Source organism: Rhizobacter sp. Root1238, from assembly GCF_001425825.1.
In the GTDB taxonomy this organism is placed as follows: Bacteria; Pseudomonadota; Gammaproteobacteria; order Burkholderiales; family Burkholderiaceae_C; genus Rhizobacter.
The window spans coordinates 63,116-81,866 of sequence record NZ_LMDM01000047.1 but is presented as its reverse complement, the minus strand read 5'-3'; the positions used below and the strand labels follow the sequence as shown (position 1 = coordinate 81,866).

The window sequence follows — 18,751 nt, the reverse complement described above, 5'->3', positions numbered from 1 at the left end:
AAACCGCGGCGGTGGCGGTGCGCACTCAAGAATCCGCGCACCGCCACTCCGCCCCACCGCCATGAGCCTCCGATCCAACGCCCTCCTCGCCGTCGTGGCCATCGCCGCGACGGTGGCCCTCGTCACGCTGGCCGCACCGCCGGCCAGCGGCAGCCCGGCCGCCACCCACCCGGTGGCGGCGCCCGACTTCCAGGGCATCGCCAGCTGGCAGAACTCGCCGCCGCTGAAGATCGACGCGCTGCGCGGCAAGGTGGTGCTGGTCGACTTCTGGACCTACACCTGCAGCAACTGCCTGAACCAGCTGCCGCACGTGAAGGAATGGCACGAGAAGTTCAAGGACCAGGGGCTGGTCGTGATCGGCGTGCACACGCCGGAGTTCGCGTTCGAGAAGTCGACGCCCAACGTGCAGGAGGCGATCCGCAAGCTGCAGATCAGGCATGCCGTCGCGCAGGACAACGACTACGCCACCTGGCGGGCGTACGGCAACCAGTACTGGCCGGCGCTGTACCTGATCGACAAGCAGGGCCGCATCGTCTACACGCACTTCGGCGAAGGCCGCTATGGCGAGACCGAAGACAAGATCAAGGCGCTGCTGGCCTCCTGAAATCCGTTCGCGTTGAGCTTGTCGAAACGCTCGTGCCAGGGGCAGGGCTTCGACAGGCTCAGCCCGACCCTTCGACAAGCTCAGGGCGAGCGGGTTCAGGCTTCGACAGGCTCAGCCCGAACGGAGATTTGCGACGTTCAGTCGCGCGACTCGACCGCCGACGCGAAGACATAGCCTTCGCTGCGCACCGTCTTGATGTAGCGCGGCTCGCGCGCATCGTCGCGCAGCCGCTGGCGCAGCCGGCTGACCAGCAGGTCGATCGAGCGCTCGAACAGCTCGGCCTCGCGGCCTTGCGTCAGGCTCAGCAGCTGGTCGCGGCTCAGCACCCGCTGCGGGTGGTCGAGGAACACGCGCAGCAGCCGGTACTCGGCACCGCTCAGCGCCACCATCACGCCCTGCTCGTCGAGCAGGTGGCGCGCGACGGTGTCGACCTCCCACTCGCCGAACGCCAGCCGGTGCGACGCCTCGGCCACCCGCATGTTCGGCGGCAGCATGCGGGTGCGGCGCAGCACCGAGCGCATGCGCGCCAGCAGCTCGCGCGCGGCGAACGGCTTCGCGAGGTAGTCGTCGGCGCCCATCTCGAGCCCCAGGATGCGGTCGGCCTCTTCGTTGCGCGCGGTCAGCATCACGATCGGCGTCGCCTTGTACTTGCCGCTGCGCAGGTCGCGGCACAGCGTCAGCCCGTCTTCGCCGGGCAGCATCAGGTCGAGCACGATCAGGTCGAACGGGCCCTGTTCCTCCAGCGCCGCGCGCATGTGCCGGCCGGTCGGCACGGCCACCACGCGCAGGCCGTTCTTGACCAGGTAGGTGGTCAGCAGTTCGCGGATCTCCCGATCGTCGTCGACGATCAGCACATGGTCGCTGGGCTTGGCTTGCATGGCCGTGACTGTAGTGCGGCGGCCGCCCGGACGCAGCCGCTTTGTATGGCAGTGTGTCCGGGTCGCGCACCGCCTACATGCGAATGCAAATCCGGAGGGTGGCCGACACACCGGGGATACAGCGGGCCGTTGCAATACAGGCTCGCTTCAACCACCCCTCGTGAAGGATTCGCCATGCTGCAGAAGATCGCCAACGTTCTCTATACCGCTGCCACCCACACCACCGGAGGCCGCGACGGCGCGGGCCGTTCCAGCGACGGCGCGCTCGACGTGCAGCTGAGCCCGCCCGGATCCGGCAAGCCCGGCACCAACCCCGAGCAGCTGTTCGGCGTCGGCTACTCGGCCTGCTTCATGGGCGCGATGCAGATCGCGGCCCGCCAGCTGGGCATCAAGTTCCCGGCCGACACCGCGATCGACGCCCGCGTATCGCTCGGCAAGACCGCTGGCGACGCGAGCTACGCGCTGGGTGTCACACTGTCGATCAGCCTGCCGGGCCTCGACGCCGACGTGAAGCGCCGCCTCGTCGATGCCGCGCACCAGACCTGCCCGTACTCGGCCGCGACGCGCGGCAACATCGAGGTCGACTTCCTCATCGCCTGACCCGGGGCCGCCCGACCCCACTGCAACGGACCGCCAGCCATGATCAACGTCACCCTGCCGATGCCGCGCTCGCTGTTCGCGCGGGTCACGCTGATCATCGTGCTGGGCCTCGCGATCGCGCAGGGGCTGACCTTCGTGCTGATCCGCTACGAGCGCGGCATGGCGCTGCGCGAGCTGATGATGCTCGGCATCGAGCGCGACATCGCGAGCTCGATCGCGATCCTCGACCGGCTGCCCGCGGCCGAGCGCGACGGCTGGCTCGCGCGGCTGGAGCGCCGCAACTACCGCTTCTCGCTCGGCGGCAGCGCGGACGGACCGGCCCCCGAGGTGCCGATGCTGCGGCAGTTCGCGACGGCGATCGTCGATGCGATGAAGCCGTTCGAGACGGTGCGTGTGGTGCAGGTGCCGGAGCCGGTCGGCGGGTTGCAGATCCAGGTGCGCCTGTCCGACGCCAGCATGGTGATCGTGCATGCGCGCCGCGTCGACATGCCGGTGTCGGGCTGGGTCAACTGGGTGCTGGCCGCGCAGCTGGCGGTGCTGGCGGGTTGCGCGTGGATCGCGGTGCGGCTGTTGACACGGCCGCTGGCGGAACTGGCCGCCGCGGCGGACGAGCTGGGCCCCGACCTGAAGGGCCGCACGCTGCCCGAGCAAGGCCCGAGCGAGGTCGCGCACGCGGCGCGGGCCTTCAACGCGATGCAGCAGCGAATTGCCGGCTACGCGGCCGAGCGGGTCGAGATATTGGCCGCGATCTCGCACGACCTGCAGACGCCGATCACCCGCATGCGGCTGCGCACCGACCTGATGGACGACGGCCCCGACCGCGACAAGATCCGCCAGGACCTGGACGCGATGAACCTGCTGGTGCGCGAAGGCGTGACCTATGCGCGCACGCTGCACGGCGCGACCGAGGCGCCGTGCCGCATCGACGCCGATGCGCTGTTCGAAAGCCTGGTCGCCGACTACGAAGACGCCGGCGAGCGGGTGGCGCTGGAAGGGCGCGCCGGCGCGCCGATCGTCTCGCGGCCGAACGCGCTGCGCCGCATCCTGACGAACCTGGTCGACAACGCGCTGTCGTTCGGCAGCGAGGTCGGCCTGCGGGTGCAAACCGACGGCACGCGGCTGACGCTGTCGGTGCTCGACAACGGACCGGGCATTCCCGACGACCAGCTGGAGGCGGTGCTGAAGCCGTTCTACCGCCTCGAAGGCTCGCGCAACCGCAGCACCGGCGGCACCGGGCTGGGGCTGGCGATCGCGCACCAGCTGGCGATCGCGATGGGCGCGCAGCTGAGCCTGCACAACCGCAGCGCCGGCGGGCTGGAAGCCCGGCTGGTGCTGCCGCTGGGTTGAGCCCTCCAACGCATGACGGAGCGCCCGCCATGCCGACCCTCGCCTCCGCCTGAAGCCGCGCCGATACTCAGCGGCTGAGCTTGATCCAGTTCAGATTCCATCCCCCCTGCAGCGCCTTCACCGCGATCTGCTGCTGCCCGGCGCTCAGCTGCACCTGGTGCGAGACCGTGGTCCAGTTCTGCCAGCCGCCGGTCGCCGGCACGCCGAGGCTGCCGTACACCTGCGTGCCGCCGGCACGCTCCAGTTGCAGCACGCCACCACCGCTCTGGCTCGCGACGCGGTACTGCACCGTCCACGTTCCGCTGCTCGGCACGTTGACGTCCCACACCACCCAGTCGTTGGCGTCGATGTAGCCGAGGTTCTGCCCGCCTTCGGTGCAGGCTTCGGCCGTCATGCCCTGCTGCACCGCGTAGTTCTCGGCCTCGAGCGTGATCGCCGAGCCCTGCAGCAGCGGCGTGCGCGCGAAGGTCGCGTCATTGCGGTCGCCGTCGCTCGAGATGCCCTCGACGTACAGCAGCGAATTGCGGTGGCGCAGGTAGCGGCCGGGGAAGTTCCAGGATTCGAACGAGGTCGCGCCGGCGTTGGCCAGGCCCGCACGCTGGTTGAAGGTCGCATCCTGGCGGAACAGCGTCGAGTTGTCGTTCGCGTCGAGCCAGACCTCGCCGTTGCGGTGGCGCAGGTAGCTGTTCGGGTAGTTCACCGACTGGAACGACACGCCGCCGCCGGCCAGGCCCGGCACCATCGTCCAGTTGCCGTCGGCGATCGGCGACACGCTGCCGGCCGGGTCGATGCGGCCGCGGCTTGCCGCGTGGCGGATCACGTTGCCGTTGATGTTCTGGCTGGTCCAGGCCGCCTGCGTCGTGGTCGTGGTGCCGGGCTGGTAGACCCGCACGTAGTCGACCAGCATGCGCGCCGGCAGCGCGCCTTCGTCGATGTTGAAGCCCGGCCAGTTGCCACCCACCGCCATGTTCAGCAGCAGGAAGAAATCGCGCTGGAACTCATCGGTGCCGCCGGCGTTGTTGCTGATGTCGATCACGTGGTACTGCGCGCCGTCGACGAACCACTTGATGGTGTTCGTGTCCCACTCGACCGCATACACGTGGTAGCTGTTGATGCTGGTGGCCACGTGCCCGCCGTACGACGCGTAGCTGCCGTTGGCGGCCTGCCAGTGCACCGTGCCGTAGACGTCGGCGCCGGTGTTGATCTGCTCCATGATGTCGATCTCGCCCGACGCGGGCCAGCCGACGGTCGAGATGTTGCTGCCCAGCATCCAGAACGCCGGCCAGGTGCCCTGCTTGCCCGGCAGCGCGATGCGCGCCTCGATGCGGCCGAACTTGAAGCTCTTCCTGCCCTGCGTCTTCATGCGCGCCGAGGTGTAGCGCATGCCGCCGAAATCCTCGCGCTTCGCGGTGATGACCAACGCGTCGTTCTCGACCGTCGCGTTCTCGCGCCGGTAGTACTGCTGCTCGTTGTTGCCCCAGCCGCCCGAGCCGGTGCCGGTCTCGAAGACCCAGTCGGGGCTGATGCTGCCGTGGAATTCGTCCTGCCAGACCAGCTGCCAGTTCTGCGCGAACGCGAATGGCGCGCCGAGCAGGCCCAGCAGCAGCGCAAGCAAGGGTCGCAGTTTCTTCATGGGTTGTCCTCCAACGAAATGTGTGTGGCGATCGGCGCGGCTGCCGGGCACTCTGACGGCGCCCATGGCCGGATCCTAGCGGTTTTGCAAGCGGTTTCAGAAGGCACCACTTTGCAACGCGCCGGCCGGGCGGCGCGACGGTGGCACGATGGCGATCCACACCACTCACTCAGGGGAAACACCATGAACGCCACGCACACCAGGTCCGGCATCACGGCCGAGCGCATTGCGAAGAAGTTCCAGGGCCTGGCCCAGGCCAACGGCTGGGCCGACAACGAGGACGTGAAGGCCTTCGGCGCGTTGCTGGAGACCTTCTCGGAAGCGATCGACGGCGAGATCGACGCGCTGAAGATCCAGCTCACCGACGTGGCCGCGCAGGTTCGCAAGCTGACGCCGCCGTCGGCCTGACCTGAAGCGCGACGCCGGCCCGATTGGTGCCCGGCGGTCAACACCGTGGTCCCCGCCGCAGGCCTACCGCGGCGCGCACCCGGCTCCTACGATCTGCCCATTCCGCACTCCGCAGAACCCGGGCACCCCAGCCGCACTGGGGACACGAAGGAGCATGTGATGACCCAACGCATCAATTACGTTCAGCAGGCGCCCGAACTATTCAAGAAGTTCGTCGCGTTCAGCACCGCGGTGCATGACAGCACGATCGAGGAGAAGATCCACGACCTGGTCTCGATCCGCGCCTCGCAGATCAACGGCTGCGGCTTCTGCGTCGACATGCACATCAAGCAGGCGACGATGCACGGCGAGCGCCCGCTGCGCCTGCACCACCTCGCGATCTGGCGCGAGTCGACGCTGTTCGAACCGCGCGAGCGCGCCGCGCTGGCCTGGACCGAGGCGCTGACCACGCTGTCGCCGCAGGGCGTGCCCGACGAGATCTACGAGCGCGTGCGCGGCCAGCTGTCCGAGAAGGAGCTGACCGACCTGACCTACGTCGTGATGAACATCAACGCGTGGAACCGCATCAACGTCGCGTTCCGCACCGTGCCGGGCTCGTCCGACACCGCGTTCGGCCTCGACAAGGCCAAGCTCAGCTGAGCGCCGTCGCCGCCAGCGGGCAGTCGAAGTCGAGCGCACGCATCTCGGTGCTCATGTGGTCGATGAACACCCGGATGCGCGCCGGCAACTGGCGGCGGCTCAGGTAGCACAGGTAGTGGCCGCCGTCGTCCGGTGCCTGGTCCTCCAGGCAGGTCACCAGCTGGCCGCTGCGCAGCAGCTCGCCGGCCTGGTAGGCGGCCACCTGCGCGAGGCCCTGGCCGTCCAGCGCGGCCTGCAGCACCAGGTCGGCATCGTTGAAGGTGTGCTGCGACGGCGGCACCAGCTTGCGCGGCTGGCCATCGACCTTGAACTCCCAGTCCCGCACCCGCCTCGACGCCAGCCGCAGGTTGATGCAGCGGTGCGCCGCCAGCTCGTCGACGCTGCGCGGCAGCCCGTGCTCGCGCGCGTAGCCCGGCGATGCGACCACCGCCAGGCGCATCGGGATCAGCCGTTTCGCGATCACCTGGCTGTCGTCCAGGCGGCCGTCGCGGAAGGCGACGTCGATGCCGTCGGCGGTGAAATCGGCCGGGCGGTCGTCGAGCCGCAGGTCGAGCGCGATCTCCGGGTAGCGCGCCTGGAAGCCGCGCAGCAGCGGCGCCACCACCTTGCGGCCGAAGCCCACCGTCGACACGATGCGCAGCGGCCCGCGCGGCGGGCCCTGGCGCAGTTCGCGCATGTCGTCCAGCGCCTGCTGGATGTGGTCGACGCCGACCCGGCAGTTCGCATGGAACAGCTCGCCCTCGCGCGTCAGCGCCGTGCTGCGCGTGGTGCGGTGGAACAGCCGGGCGTCGAGCTGGGCCTCCAGTTTCTGCACGCTGCGGCTGACCGCCGAGCGGCCGATGCCGAGCCGGTCGGCAGCTTTCGCGAAGCTGCCTTCGTCGACGACGGCGATGAAGGCGACCACGCCGGCATAGCTGGCCGCGAAACTGGCGGCCAGCGTGTCGCCGGCCGGGGGTGAAGCGAGCGGGTTCGAGGTGTCCATGCCTGTAGAACACGCGAGCCCCGGGCCTTGTGACACGCCACCGAAAAAAAAGATTGGTGCGCGGCGGGCAACAGCGTGGTCCCTCCCGCAGGGCTTCCGGCGGCGGGATGCGCTTCCTAGCATCCACCCACCCTTCGCAACTCTGAAAGCCCACCATGAAGATCGTCGTGATCGGCGGCTCCGGCCTGATCGGCAGCAAGCTCGTGCAACGCCTCGCCCGCAGCGGCCACGAGGTGCTCGCCGCCTCGCCCAATTCCGGCGTCAACACGCTGACCGGCGAGGGCCTGGCCGCCGCGCTGGCCGGCGCGAAGGTGGTGGTCGACGTGTCGAACTCGCCGTCGTTCGCCGACGACGCGGTGATGAGCTTCTTCCAGACCTCGACCCGCAACCTGCTGGCCGCGGCCGCCGCCGCGGACGTCGGGCACCTCGTCGCGCTGTCGGTGGTCGGCACCGAGCGGCTGCAGGCGAGCGGGTACTTCCGCGCCAAGCTCGCGCAAGAGGCGCTGATCAAGGCCTCGCCGCTGCCGTACTCGCTGGTGCACTCGACGCAGTTCTTCGAGTTCCTCGGCGGCATCGCGCAATCGGGCACCGAGGCCGACGGCCAGACGGTGCGGCTGTCGCCGGCCTTCGTGCAGCCGATCTCGTCGGACGACGTGGCCGAGGCGATGCACGACGTGGCGCTCGGCAAGCCGCTGCGCACGACGGTCGAGATCGGCGGCCCGGAGCGCATCCGGCTGGCCGAGCTGGTGCAGCGCTTCCTGGTCGCCAAGGGTGACCCGCGCCGCGTCGTCGCGGACGCGCAGTCGCGCTACTTCGGTGCCGAGATCGACGACCGCACGCTGGTGGCGGGCGACAACGCACGCCTCGGCCAGGTGACGTTCGCGCAGTGGTTCGCCGCGCAAGCCTAGGTTGTCACAGAATGGGTCCCTCGAACGTTCTCCTTCGATGGACACCGCCTCGCTCACCTTCAACGGCCTGCGCCCCCGGCTGCGCGGCATCGCCTACCGCATGCTCGGCTCGCTGGCCGAGGCCGAGGAAGTGGTGCAGGACACCTGGCTGCGCTGGCACGAGGCCGACTACGTCGCGCGCGACGACCCGACCGGCTGGCTGGTCACCGTCGCGACCCGCCTGTCGATCAACCGGCTGCGCGCCGCGAAGGTCCAGCGCGAGCACTACGCCGGCCTGTGGCTGCCCGAGCCGGTGCTGACCGATTCGCCCGATTCGCCGGAGCAGATGCTGGAGCGTGCCGACAACCTGTCGGTCGCCTTCCTGCTGATGCTGGAGCGCCTGACGCCCGAGGCGCGCGCCGCCTTCCTGCTGCGCGAGGTGTTCGACGCCGACTACGACGAACTGGCCAGCACCATCGGCAAGAGCGAGGCCGCCTGCCGCCAGCTGGTGCACCGCGCCCGCGTGCAGTTGCGCGAGGAGCAGCCGCGCTTCGAGGTGTCGCCCGACACGCACCGGCGCCTGCTGGGCCGTTTCGCGCAGGCGCTGACCGGAGGCGATTTCTCGGCGCTGAAGGCGATGCTGGCCGAGGATGCCGAGCTGATCGGCGACGGCGGCGGCAAGGTGCCGAGCTTCGGGCGGCCGATGCTGGGCGGCCAGCGCATCGCGCAGCTGCTCTTCTCGGCCAACCTGCGGTGGAAAGACGAGTTGCGCGTCGAGCTCGCGCTGATCAACGGCGAATGGGGCCTGCTGCGCTTCTTCAACGGCGTGCTCGAATCGGCGCAGTCGTGCGAGACCGACGGCGAGCGCATCGTGCGCATCCACGTGCAGCGCAATCCGGACAAGCTGGTGCGGGTGGCGAGGGCGTTCGGGGGGTGCTGAGGCCTTCTTGTTATGTCGCCAAATGCCACATAAGATGGCACGATGGCCAAATCGATCCGCGTGTCCGATGGTGTGTATGACCTTGCCGCAGCAGCCGGCATGGCGGTCCATCGTTCGCTCGCGGAACAAGTCGAGTACTGGGTGAGGTTAGGCGCCGCCCTCGATGCTGCGGGCATCACGATGGAAGAGTCGCTGCTGTTGCTGCAGGGAGATCGCGGCGTGCTGGACCGCATGCTCGCCCATGTGACCTCCCCGCCTGGAAAGACCCGCCGCCGGAAGCGCTACACCGGAGACCCGTCGATTGCCGCCAGGAATGCGCAGCTCGAACGCGAGGTCGAGCGCGGCGAGCGAAGCCCTGAGAGCTTGTTCCTGTTCACGCGCGAGCAGGTGAAGTCGGCCAAGATCACCCAGCGACAGCCCGACAAGCCTGGCAAGGGATGGTGAGCCGCCCACGGCTGCCGCGCTCACCTCACTGCACGCCCGGTGTCACGCTGAACCAGTTCAGGTTCCAGCCGCCACTCTGCGCCTTGAAGCCGAACTTGTGCGTGCCCGCGGTCAGCGTCAGCGTCGCCTTGATCGTCGTCCAGTTCTGCCAGCCGCCGGTGGCCGGCACCGACACGGTCGCATACACCGGTGCGCCGCCGGCCTCCTCGAACGAGAACCAGCCGCCGCCATTCAGGCTCGCGACCCGGAACGCGATCGTGTAGGTGCCGGTGCTCGGCACCGTGATCGGCGTGCCGGCATACGACAGCCAGTCGCCGGCGTCGATGTAGCCGACCGACTGGCCGCCGCCGGCGTCGGAGGTGGCCTCGGTCTGCACGCCGCTCATCTGCGAGAAGGTGCTGGCCTTCACCGTCGCGAGCGGCGTCGACCCGCTGCCGTCGGCCCGCTCCACCTGCAGCCAGTTCAGGTTGAAGCCGCCGGTCTTCGTCGACACGCCGAGCACCTGCTTGCCGGCCTTCAGCGCGACCACGTGCGACACCGTCGACCAGTTCTGCCAGCCGCCGGTGCCGGCGATGTCGACCGTGCCGAACACCGGCGTGCCGCCGCCCTGCTCCAGTTGCAGGCTCGCGCCGCCGGCGGCCGCCGCGACGCGGTACGAGACGCGGTAGTTGCCGTCGGCCGGCACGTCGACCGCATAGGTCATCCAGTCGCCGGCGTCGATGTGGCCGAGGTTGCTGCCGCCGTCCGCATCGGTGGTGGCTTCGACCTGCACGCCCGACATCTGGCACCAGCTCTCGGCCTGCAGCTTCGCCGGCAGCGCGGTGTTGGCGCAGGCGGCCGGCGGCGGCGTGCCGCCCCAGCCCCGCACAATGCTGCGCGCGAGCTTGCCGGACGCGGTCAGCGCCGATTCCGGCCAGCCGCCGGTCGAGCTGGCGCCCGAGGCGAGCGCGGCCGAGCCTTCCGGCGCATCGTCGAGCGCCCAGTTGGCATTGCTCAGGTTGTGGGCCTTCATGAAGGCGACCCAGGCATTGGTCTCGTCGGTGGCGACGCCGCCGTTGCCGTCGGCATTCACCGAGCCCCATTCGGTGACGAACAGCGCCAGGCCGTTGGCCATCGCCGTGCTCGCCTTGTCGCGCAGGAACTGGCCGTGCGTGCCGGCATAGAAGTGCAGCGTGTAGGCGATGTTCGCGTAGCCGGTGATCGGGTCGCGCGACGCCACGTCGGCGTCCTGCGACCAGTTCGGCGAGCCGACGATGACCAGGTTGTCGGGGTCGATCGCGCGGATCGCGCCGATCACCGCCTGCGCATACGGCTTGACGTTGCCGCTCCAGCTCGCGTCGTTCTTCGGTTCGTTGTAGATCTCGTAGATGACGTGGTTGTTCTTGCCGTAGGTGCGCGCCATCTCCTGGAAGAACTCGATCGCCTGCGCCTGGTACTGGTAGGCGTAGTGCGAATGCCAGTCGATGATCACGTACAGGTCGTTCGCGATCGCCGCGTCGACCACCGCCTTCAGGCGCGCCTTGTTCGATGCCGGGTCCTGCAGGTAGCCGCCGGCTTCGTCCACGCCCATCGCCGCGCGCACGACCGTGGCCTTCCAGTCCGACTTCAGCCAGCCCACCGTGCTCGCGTTGTAGAAGCGCGCGCCCGGCCAGCCGTTGTTGCTCCAGTAGTAGCTGACGCCCGACAGGCTGCCGGGCGTGCCGCCCACCAGCAGCTGGTTGCCGCGCACCGACAGCGCCGGCACGTCGGCCAGCGCCGGGCCGGCTGCGGCCACCGACAACAGCGCGGCGGTGAGGACGGCACGCCACGACGACACGGAATTCCTGTTCGACACCATCACGCTCCCCTTCGTTGAAACCGTTTTCAAAAATGAAGGCCGAGGGTAGGCGAGATTCCGCGGGCGAGGTGTCCTGCCCGCGGTAACAGCGGGTTTCAGTGCGCTGGTTTCGGTGAGCGATCCGGTGCGCTAGAGTGCGCGCGATGGTCGATCGCCGCCTCCACGAACCGCTGGTCACGCCGGGCCGGGTCACCTCCACCTTCACGAAGCCGGAGGTGGCTGCGCTGGTCGCGCAGTGGCTCGAGGTCTTCGGCCTCGACCGCTTCGGCGTCAACGCACGCGCCTACCTGTGGCACGTCTTCAGCAACGAGCGCTACCCGAGCGTGTCGGGCGAGGCGGCGCAGGCCGCGTACGACCAGCAGCAGGCGCCCGGCTACATCGTGCTGTCCAACGACCGCGACCTCGCGTTCACCACCGACCAACGCCCGGCGAGGGCGATGCTGCGCGACTACCAGGTCTTCCCGCCGAACCTCGCGTGGACGATGTCGTTCACGCACGAGGACGGCTGGCTCGGGCCGTACTTCGCGAAGCACCCGCAGTACGACAAGCTGAACGCCGCCAACCTGGCGAAGCTGCAGAAGGCGCACGACATCGAGGCCGCGCGGCGCAAGGGCTGGATGTGAGGTTGTGAGCGCGAGGCGGCCGGCAGCGGGCCGCGCGGCGTTCTGCCGCTGCGTCACCAGGTCGATGCCGGCGGCGTCCGGTGCGCCGTCCAGCGCTCGATGACGGCGGCCAGCATCGCGGTGCTGACCGGCTTCGTGACGACGTCGTTCATGCCGGCCTCCAGGCAGCGCTCGCGGTCGCCGTCGAGCGCGTCGGCGGTCAGCGCGACGATCGGCGTGTAGCCGCCCTGCTCGCGCTCCCACGCACGGATATGGCGCGCCGCGTCGTGGCCGTCCATCACCGGCATGTGCAGGTCCATGAAGATCAGGTCGTGCCGGAACACCTGCGCGGCGCGCAACGCGGCGGCACCGTCGGCCGCGATGTCGACCTCGCAGCCCAGCTTCACCAGCATGCTGTGCAGCACCATCTGGTTGACCGGGTCGTCTTCGGCCAGCAGCACGTGCGCGCGCAGCGGGCCGCGCGGCGCGACCGGCTCGGCGGCCAGCGCGGTGGGCGACGGGGCCGGCGTCGCGGTCGACTTCTTCATGGCCAGCTCGACCCAGAAGGCCGAGCCGACGCCCGGTTCGCTGCTGACGCCGATGTCCCCGCCCATCAATTCCACCAGCTGCTTGACGATCGCCAGGCCGAGCCCGCTGCCTCGGTGGCGGCGCGTGCTGCTGCCGTCGACCTGCGTGAATGCATCGAAGATCGGCCCGAGCTGGTCGGCCGGGATGCCGATGCCGGTGTCCTCGACCCGAAAGCGCAGCCGCACCGCTTCGGGCGTGTCGTCCTGCAGCGTGACGACCAGCGCGACGGTGCCGCGCTCGGTGAACTTGATCGCGTTGTGCAGCAGGTTAACCAGCACCTGGCGCAGCCGCACCGGGTCGCACTCGACGACGGCCGGCAGCCCGGCCGGCAGCGAGCAGTTCAGCGTGACCGGCTTGTCGCGGCCGGCGAAGCTCATCAGCTCGACGGTCTCGGCGGCCAGCGCGCCCACGTCCACCGCGGTCGGGTGCAGCGTGAGCTTGCGGGCCTCGATGCGCGACAGGTCGAGCACGTCGTCGATCAGCGCGAGCAGCGCCATCGCCGAGCGGTGCGCCGTCTTCGCATAGCGGTGCTGCTCGGGCTGCAGCGGGGTGGACAGCAGCAGTTCGGTGGTGCCGAGGATGCCGTTCATCGGCGTGCGGATCTCGTGGCTCACCATCGCGAGGAACTGCGACTTCGCGCGGCTCGCCTGCTCGAGGCTGTCGACCAGCTCGCGCGCCGAACGCACCGCGACGCGCATGCGGTTGCGCAGCCGCTCGATCACCAGGCCGGTCACCGCCAGGTAGGCGCCGAGCACGTACATCGTCGCGGCGATCGCCAGCCGGTCGATCCATTGCACCGCGGCCGGCTCGTAGACCCACAGCCACAGCGCGTAGACCAGGTAGGCGACCACCGTGACGTGGTTGAACCAGAACGCGCGCCGGAAGCCGAAGCCGACCTGGTCGGCCACCCGCATCAGCAGCAGGTAGGCGAAGAACAGGTTCGACTTCTCGAGGTAGTGCAGGTTCGCGATCCACACCAGCACGTCGACATGGAACAGCAGCATGCTCAGGTCGAGCCGGCCGGTGCGCTGCCAGCCCCAGCGCAGCGCGATCCAGCCGAGCCAGGCGTAGAGCAGGTTGATGCCGATCAGCGCCAGCTGCGGCGGCGCCAGCGCAGTGCCTTCGCGCCCCGCCTGCAGCACCACCATCAGGCAGACGATCACGAAGCCGATCGTGCGGATCGCCGGGATCTGGACCGTGTAGACGCGGCGCGCGTTGCCGGCCTTGCGCGCAGCCAGCTCGCCGGCCTCGAGCATGAGGCCGGGCTCGTCGCCGGGACCGGGGGCTGTCGTCTCCACGTCGCGCCTTTGCTGCGTCAGCGGTCGCTGGTTTGCGGACGATGGTACGCGTCCTACAGCGCCGCAGGGCAGCGCTTGCGGCGTTCTTGCGACCTTTGGTAGCCTCGTTTGCAGCCGCTCATCCTCCAGAGTGAGGATGAGGCGCCGCCCGGCCGCCGGTGCGTTGACGCGCTGCGACGCCGCCGCTAGGATCGCCGCCTCCCCCACCCTGCCTGGCAGACCGATGCGCCGCTGAGCCTTTCCTTCGAACGCCGTTCCACGCCCCTCATGCGGCGTGGCGTGCCTGCTTCTTCGGAAGCTTCCTCGGAAAGCCAGCCATGTCATCGATCTCCACGGGCCGACGCCCGTCCGGGGCGCATCCGCCCGCCCCTTCTTCTTCGTCCTTCGCTTTTCAGCTGCGCGACCTGCAATGGCGCACGCCCGACGGCCGCTCGCTGTGGTCGGTCCCGTTGTCGCTGGCGATCGGGCCCGGGCGGCTCGGCATCGTCGGGCGCAACGGCGTCGGCAAGAGCGTGCTGGTTCGACTGCTGACCGGCGACCTCGCCCCGTCGGAGGGATGCGTCGAACGCGCCGGCCGCGTGCACCTGGTGTCGCCGCCGTTGCTCGCGCACGACCCGCGTCGCGTGGCCGATGCGATGGGCGTGGCCAGCGCGCTGGCGGCCGTCGACCGCCTGGCCGCAGGCTGCGCGACCGCCGACGACCTGCTGCTCGCCGACGGCCACTGGGACTTGCCCGCGCGCATCGCGCAAGGGCTCGCCGACGCCGGGCTGCCCCAGCTCTCGCCCGACACGCCGATGGCTGCGCTCAGCGGCGGCGAGCGCATGCGCGTCGCGCTGGCCGGCGCGATGGTGGCCGATGCCGACAGCCTGGTCCTCGACGAGCCGAGCAACCACCTCGATGCACCGGCGCGCGCATGGCTGCAGCGCTGGCTGAGGCAGTGCAAGCGCACCGTGGTGCTGGTCAGCCACGACCGGCCGCTGTTGCGTGCGGTCGACCGCATCGTCGAGCTGGGACCGCGCGGCCTGGCGATCTACGGCGGCGACTACGCGCTGTACGCCGCCCGTCGCGACGCCGAAGCGGCGGCGGCCGACGCTGCGCTCGCCCACGCGCGCGCCGAGCGCGACACGGTGCTGGCCCGGTTGCGCCGCGAGCACGAGGCGCGGCAGCGCCGGCACGCGCAGGCACGCGAGAGCGCGCGCGGCGCGAACCTGTCGGCGATCGCGATCAACGGCATGCGCGAAACGTCCGAGGCGACCCAGGCGCGCGACATGAAGCGCGACGCCGGCACGCGCGGCGCGCTCGACGCGGCGGTGCGGGACGCCGCGCGTCGCGTCGCGCACGCGCCGGCGGTGTTCGTCGCGCTGCCCGCCAGCCGGGTCGTGCCCGGCAAGCGGGTGCTGCGCCTGGACGGCCTGCAGCTTCCGCACGGCGATGCGCCGCTGTGCGACGGCTCGGTCAGCGGCCCGGCGCGCATTGCGCTGACCGGCCCGAACGGCTGCGGCAAGAGCACGCTGCTGCGCGTGCTCGCCGGGCTGCTCGCACCGGCCGCGGGCAGCGCCACGCTGCATGTGCCGTTCGCGATGCTCGACCAGGACGGCGCGGCCTCGCTGCCACCGCAGCGGTCGCTGCTGGACCACCTGCGCATGCTCGACTGTCCGCTGCCGCCTGGCGAGCTGCGCACGCGGCTGGCCCAGCTGCGCCTGGATGCGGCGCGGGTCGTGCTGCCGATGGGCGCACTGAGCGCGGGCGAACGCCTGAAGGCCGCCCTCGCCTGTGCGCTGTGGCGCCGCGAGCCGGCCTGCCTGTTGTTGCTGGACGAGCCGACCAACCACCTTGACCTCGACAGCACGCTGGAGTTGCAGCGCGCGCTGCAGGGCTTCGAAGGCGCACTGCTGGTGGCCAGCCACGATTCGGAGTTCATCGAGGCGTTGCGGCCGAGCCACCGATGGCGGTGGCCGGCCTCAGGCGGCGATCACTTGCGCTCCGGATCCGGCGCGGCGCCCGACGCAGCCGGTTCCACCGGCCCGACGGTGCGCGTGACGAGCTCGCGGTAGATGCCGCCGGCCGCGGCGCTGCCGCTGGTCGTGCCCTGCCCTTGCATGCGGGCTTCGCAGTCCTTGCGATCGTCGATCGGCAGCGCGGCGCACCGCCTGGTCGCGTTGCGGGCCAGGCTGGGGTCGACCTCGGGCAGGCGTCCGCCCTGCGACGCCGCGAGCGCGGCGCGCGCTTCCTGCATGCAGGTCGCGCGGTCCTGGTTGGAGCGGCCGCTGTTGCAGACGGCACTGTCCTGCTCGAAGCGGGCACGCGCCGACTGCTGCGCGGCCTTGTCGGCGGCCATCGCCGCGGGAATGCTCAGCATGATCAACGGTGCCAGCGCGAGCGAGCGCATCAAGGTGGCGGTCTTCATCAGCGGCTCCTTCAGTGTGGATCGCTGAAGTCTGTGCAACCGTGGCAAGAGAGTCTGTCGGACGGCGGGCCGAATGCCACGCAGGATCGGCCTACGCCGCGCGTTTACCGCCCACTTACCGGCCGTTGCGGACCGGCACGGCGGATGCGCCAAAATCGCCCGATGCGATACACCACCATGCTCACCGCCACCGTTGTGGCAACCCTGCTGGCCTGCGCCGGCACCGCTGCGGCGGCCACGCCCACCGCCAGCGCCACGCTGCTCGCCCGCTCGACGCTGGTCGGCGTGCAGGCCGCGATGCGCGAGGCCCGGGCCGGCAACAAGGTCGGCGTCGACGCCGCCACCTGCGTGCAAGCGCTGCAGCCCGCGGCGCTCGTGCCGGTCTTCGAGACCGCGGTGAAGGACAACTGGAGCGCCGCCGACGTCGACGCCATCGAGGCCTTCCTCGCGACGCCGGCCGGCCGCAAGTACACCGAACGCAGCGTCGTGCAGGCGCGGCTCGACGCCGGCGAGCCGCTGACGGCGCCGATGCCCGAGTACACCGAAGACGAGCTTGCCGCGCTCAACGGCTTTCGCAAGACGCCGGCCGGTGCGCAGCTGGTGTCGCGCGGCGAGTTCGCGAACGAGCGCTCGCGCAAGGCCATCCAGGCCCGCCTGCTGGAACTGCTGACCGGCTGCCGCGCGGTGCCCTGACGAGGGCTGCGGCGTCAGGTCACTTCGGGCGCTTCAGCACCGCGATGCCGCGTGCCGCGGCCTGCAGCCCCGGCTCGACCTTCGCGAGCTCCACCCGCTCGCTGAAGTGGCGCTGCAGCGGCGTCAGCTCGGCGCGGCGCTTCAGTGCGATGCCGCGCGCGGTCGAGCTCAGCGCATTGAAGATCGATTCGCTGGCCGGGCCCCAGGTCCGCGCGTCCTGCCGCAATTCGCTCGCCGGCAGCTGCGCCGGCGCGCCCGGCAGGCCGGTCGACGCGACGCGCCGCAGCTGGCCGATCCGGGCCGCGAGCGCATCGCTGCGCAACGAGCCGACCACGCTCAGCACCATCAGCGCGTGCTCGTCGAGCCGGGCGGCACCGCTGTCGGGCCGGCCGCCATCGAGCCGGCCATCGACATGGGTCACCTCGAGGTCGCTCTCGCGCAGCCGCAACTCGACGGCCTTCATGCCGCTGCCCGGCAGCACGCGCACCTGGAAGCTCGCATCGCCGGCATGGCAGATGCGGTAGAAGCCGTTGTCGGGCCGGATCAGGTGGCTTTCTTCGGTGACCGACTCGCGGATCCTGCGGACCTGTTCGGCCCAATCGGGGGCAACGCGCAGCGTGAACATCATCGGCCTTTCCCTTTCCACGTCCTTGTCGTACGTCGCTGTCCGGTGGTCGGATGCAAGGTCCCCGGACTGGACCTGCCATTGTGGTGGAGCTTGCGTGACAGATGCGAGAACCCGCCCTTCAGGGTGGGTGCCTCGGCGCCCCCTCCTTGAGGGGGAGTGACAAGCGAATGCGACTTCGTCCTACAGCTCGACGGCCCGATCGGCCCGGATCCGCCGCGCTGCCGCGCCCTATCCTCGTGCGATGAAGACATTGGCTTGCGAACGCTGCGGACTGCGCGTGTTCTTCGAGAACGTGGCCTGCGAGCGCTGCGGCGCCGCACTCGGCTTCGTGCCCGACGAGCGCGAGATGGGCGCCTTCGAGATCGCCGACGACGGCGCGTGGCAGCGGTTGCGCGAAGGTGCCGCCGCGCAGAAGCCCTGCCACAACTACACCAGCGCGCAGGCTTGCAACTGGATGGTGCGGGCCGACAGCGACGACACGCTGTGCACCTCGTGCCAGACCACGCACATCCTGCCGGCGCTCAGCGAGCCGGACAACCTGGTGTCGTGGCGGCTGATCGAGCAGGCCAAGCGGCGGCTGGTCTACAGCCTGCTGTCGCTCGGCCTGCCGGTGCGCAGCAAGGCCGTCGACCCCGAACACGGCGTGTGGTTCGAATTCCTGCAGGAGCTGCAGCCCGGCCAGCGCGTGATGACCGGCCACGACAACGGCACCATCACGCTGAACGTCAGCGAGGCCGACGATGCGCGCCGCGAGCAGGCGCGCACCGAGATGCACGAGCCGTACCGCACGCTGCTCGGCCATTTCCGCCACGAGATCGGCCACTACTACTGGGACCTGCTGGTCGACGGCACGCCGTGGCTGGAGGAGTTCCGCACGCTGTTCGGCGACGAGCGCGCCGATTACGCGCAGGCGCTGCAGGCGCACTACGCGGCGCCGCGCGCCGACTGGCCGGAGCAGTTCGTCAGCGCCTACGCGAGCGCGCACCCCTGGGAGGACTGGGCTGAGTGCTGGGCCCACTACCTGCACGTTCAGGACGGGCTGGAAACCGCGTCGGCCTGGGGCTTGCAGCTCGCGTCGCCGGGCGGCGCGCCGGTGCGCGCGGCGGCGCTGGAGTTGCGCGACGGTGCGCTCGCGCCGGCGCTGGTCGAGCGCTGGCTGCCGATCTCGCAGTTCATCAACGCGATGTCGCGCAGCCTCGGCTCGCACGACGCGTACCCGTTCGTGGTCCCCGAACCGGTGGTGCGCAAGCTCGACTTCGTGCACCGGGTGGTGACGGCGGCAGGGGCAGCGTCCGGCAACGCCGGCTGAGCCCTCGCCCGCCGCGGGGTCATCCGC

Annotated in this window: 19 protein-coding genes; 12 read left to right on the top strand and 7 right to left on the bottom strand. The window is 70.3% G+C overall.

Annotated features, from left to right (window positions below; all coding sequences use genetic code 11):
- Positions 1-61: 61 nt before the first annotated feature.
- On the top strand, positions 62-604 hold the full coding sequence (locus ASC98_RS24450; protein WP_056816970.1) for a thioredoxin family protein: 543 nt from the start codon (positions 62-64) through the stop codon (positions 602-604).
- 137 nt (positions 605-741) lie between these two features.
- Here ASC98_RS24450 and ASC98_RS24445 read toward each other — a convergent pair whose 3' ends face one another.
- On the bottom strand, positions 742-1,482 hold the full coding sequence (locus ASC98_RS24445; protein WP_056816967.1) for a response regulator: 741 nt from the start codon (positions 1,480-1,482) through the stop codon (positions 742-744).
- Positions 1,483-1,656: 174 nt separating this feature from the next.
- Here ASC98_RS24445 and ASC98_RS24440 point away from each other — a divergent pair, with 174 nt between their 5' ends.
- Together ASC98_RS24440 and ASC98_RS24435 are read left to right on the top strand one after the other, a co-directional pair.
- The gene (locus tag ASC98_RS24440; protein WP_056816964.1) at positions 1,657-2,082 is read left to right on the top strand and encodes an organic hydroperoxide resistance protein; all 426 of its coding nucleotides are present in this window, start codon (positions 1,657-1,659) and stop codon (positions 2,080-2,082) included.
- 39 nt (positions 2,083-2,121) lie between these two features.
- Entirely contained in the window at positions 2,122-3,429 is a 1,308-nt protein-coding gene (locus ASC98_RS24435) for an ATP-binding protein (RefSeq protein WP_056816962.1), read from the top strand.
- A 67-nt stretch (positions 3,430-3,496) separates the two neighbouring features.
- Here the strand turns inward: ASC98_RS24435 and ASC98_RS29830 are convergent, their stop codons facing one another.
- On the bottom strand, positions 3,497-5,062 hold the full coding sequence (locus tag ASC98_RS29830; RefSeq protein ID WP_082542235.1) for an AbfB domain-containing protein: 1,566 nt from the start codon (positions 5,060-5,062) through the stop codon (positions 3,497-3,499).
- A gap of 183 nt (positions 5,063-5,245) precedes the next feature.
- Here ASC98_RS29830 and ASC98_RS24425 point away from each other — a divergent pair, with 183 nt between their 5' ends.
- Together ASC98_RS24425 and ASC98_RS24420 are read left to right on the top strand one after the other, a co-directional pair.
- Positions 5,246-5,470, top strand: a complete 225-nt coding sequence (locus ASC98_RS24425; protein ID WP_056816960.1) for a hypothetical protein — start codon at positions 5,246-5,248, stop codon at positions 5,468-5,470.
- Between the two features lie 159 nt (positions 5,471-5,629).
- Positions 5,630-6,109 carry a carboxymuconolactone decarboxylase family protein gene (locus ASC98_RS24420; RefSeq protein ID WP_056816957.1) on the top strand — a complete coding sequence of 160 codons (480 nt, stop codon included), beginning with the start codon at positions 5,630-5,632 and terminating at the stop codon, positions 6,107-6,109.
- Here ASC98_RS24420 and ASC98_RS24415 read toward each other — a convergent pair.
- Positions 6,102-7,091 (bottom strand): LysR family transcriptional regulator, encoded by a 990-nt coding sequence (locus ASC98_RS24415; protein ID WP_056816955.1) that lies wholly within the window; start codon positions 7,089-7,091, stop codon positions 6,102-6,104. The genes ASC98_RS24420 and ASC98_RS24415 overlap by 8 nt on opposite strands.
- A gap of 155 nt (positions 7,092-7,246) precedes the next feature.
- Here ASC98_RS24415 and ASC98_RS24410 point away from each other — a divergent pair, with 155 nt between their 5' ends.
- The 3 genes from ASC98_RS24410 to ASC98_RS24400 are packed head-to-tail and all read left to right on the top strand — an operon-like array spanning position 7,247 to position 9,362.
- Complete coding sequence (locus ASC98_RS24410; RefSeq protein WP_056816951.1) at positions 7,247-7,999, top strand: SDR family oxidoreductase; 753 nt, start codon at positions 7,247-7,249, stop codon at positions 7,997-7,999.
- Between the two features lie 37 nt (positions 8,000-8,036).
- The gene (locus ASC98_RS24405; RefSeq protein ID WP_056816948.1) at positions 8,037-8,918 is read left to right on the top strand and encodes an RNA polymerase sigma-70 factor; all 882 of its coding nucleotides are present in this window, start codon (positions 8,037-8,039) and stop codon (positions 8,916-8,918) included.
- 42 nt (positions 8,919-8,960) lie between these two features.
- A complete protein-coding gene (locus tag ASC98_RS24400) occupies positions 8,961-9,362 on the top strand; it encodes a hypothetical protein (RefSeq protein ID WP_056816946.1) in 402 nt (133 codons plus the stop codon).
- 25 nt (positions 9,363-9,387) lie between these two features.
- On the opposite strand, the gene ASC98_RS24395 is transcribed toward ASC98_RS24400, so the two are convergent.
- Entirely contained in the window at positions 9,388-11,199 is a 1,812-nt protein-coding gene (locus ASC98_RS24395) for a cellulase family glycosylhydrolase (protein WP_056816943.1), read from the bottom strand.
- Positions 11,200-11,342: 143 nt separating this feature from the next.
- Here ASC98_RS24395 and ASC98_RS24390 point away from each other — a divergent pair, with 143 nt between their 5' ends.
- Positions 11,343-11,822: a DUF4275 family protein gene (locus ASC98_RS24390; RefSeq protein ID WP_056816940.1), complete on the top strand. Its 480-nt coding sequence runs from the start codon at positions 11,343-11,345 to the stop codon at positions 11,820-11,822.
- 53 nt (positions 11,823-11,875) lie between these two features.
- On the opposite strand, the gene ASC98_RS24385 is transcribed toward ASC98_RS24390, so the two are convergent.
- Positions 11,876-13,687, bottom strand: a complete 1,812-nt coding sequence (locus ASC98_RS24385) for an ATP-binding protein (RefSeq protein WP_162249344.1) — start codon at positions 13,685-13,687, stop codon at positions 11,876-11,878.
- A 317-nt stretch (positions 13,688-14,004) separates the two neighbouring features.
- On the opposite strand from ASC98_RS24385, the gene ASC98_RS24380 reads away from it, so the two are divergent.
- Complete coding sequence (locus ASC98_RS24380; RefSeq protein WP_082542237.1) at positions 14,005-15,741, top strand: ABC-F family ATP-binding cassette domain-containing protein; 1,737 nt, start codon at positions 14,005-14,007, stop codon at positions 15,739-15,741.
- Here ASC98_RS24380 and ASC98_RS24375 read toward each other — a convergent pair.
- Positions 15,660-16,094 carry a hypothetical protein gene (locus tag ASC98_RS24375; RefSeq protein ID WP_056816934.1) on the bottom strand — a complete coding sequence of 145 codons (435 nt, stop codon included), beginning with the start codon at positions 16,092-16,094 and terminating at the stop codon, positions 15,660-15,662. The two genes, ASC98_RS24380 and ASC98_RS24375, sit on opposite strands and share 82 nt — an antisense overlap.
- 162 nt (positions 16,095-16,256) lie before the next feature.
- Between ASC98_RS24375 and ASC98_RS24370 the strand changes: the two genes are divergently transcribed.
- Positions 16,257-16,787, top strand: coding sequence for a hypothetical protein (locus tag ASC98_RS24370; RefSeq protein ID WP_057480089.1), 531 nt, complete (start codon positions 16,257-16,259; stop codon positions 16,785-16,787).
- A gap of 19 nt (positions 16,788-16,806) precedes the next feature.
- On the opposite strand, the gene ASC98_RS24365 is transcribed toward ASC98_RS24370, so the two are convergent.
- Positions 16,807-17,415 (bottom strand): hypothetical protein, encoded by a 609-nt coding sequence (locus ASC98_RS24365; RefSeq protein WP_056816928.1) that lies wholly within the window; start codon positions 17,413-17,415, stop codon positions 16,807-16,809.
- A 241-nt stretch (positions 17,416-17,656) separates the two neighbouring features.
- Between ASC98_RS24365 and ASC98_RS24360 the strand changes: the two genes are divergently transcribed.
- A complete protein-coding gene (locus ASC98_RS24360) occupies positions 17,657-18,724 on the top strand; it encodes a putative zinc-binding metallopeptidase (RefSeq protein WP_056816924.1) in 1,068 nt (355 codons plus the stop codon).
- Positions 18,725-18,751: the final 27 nt, after the last annotated feature.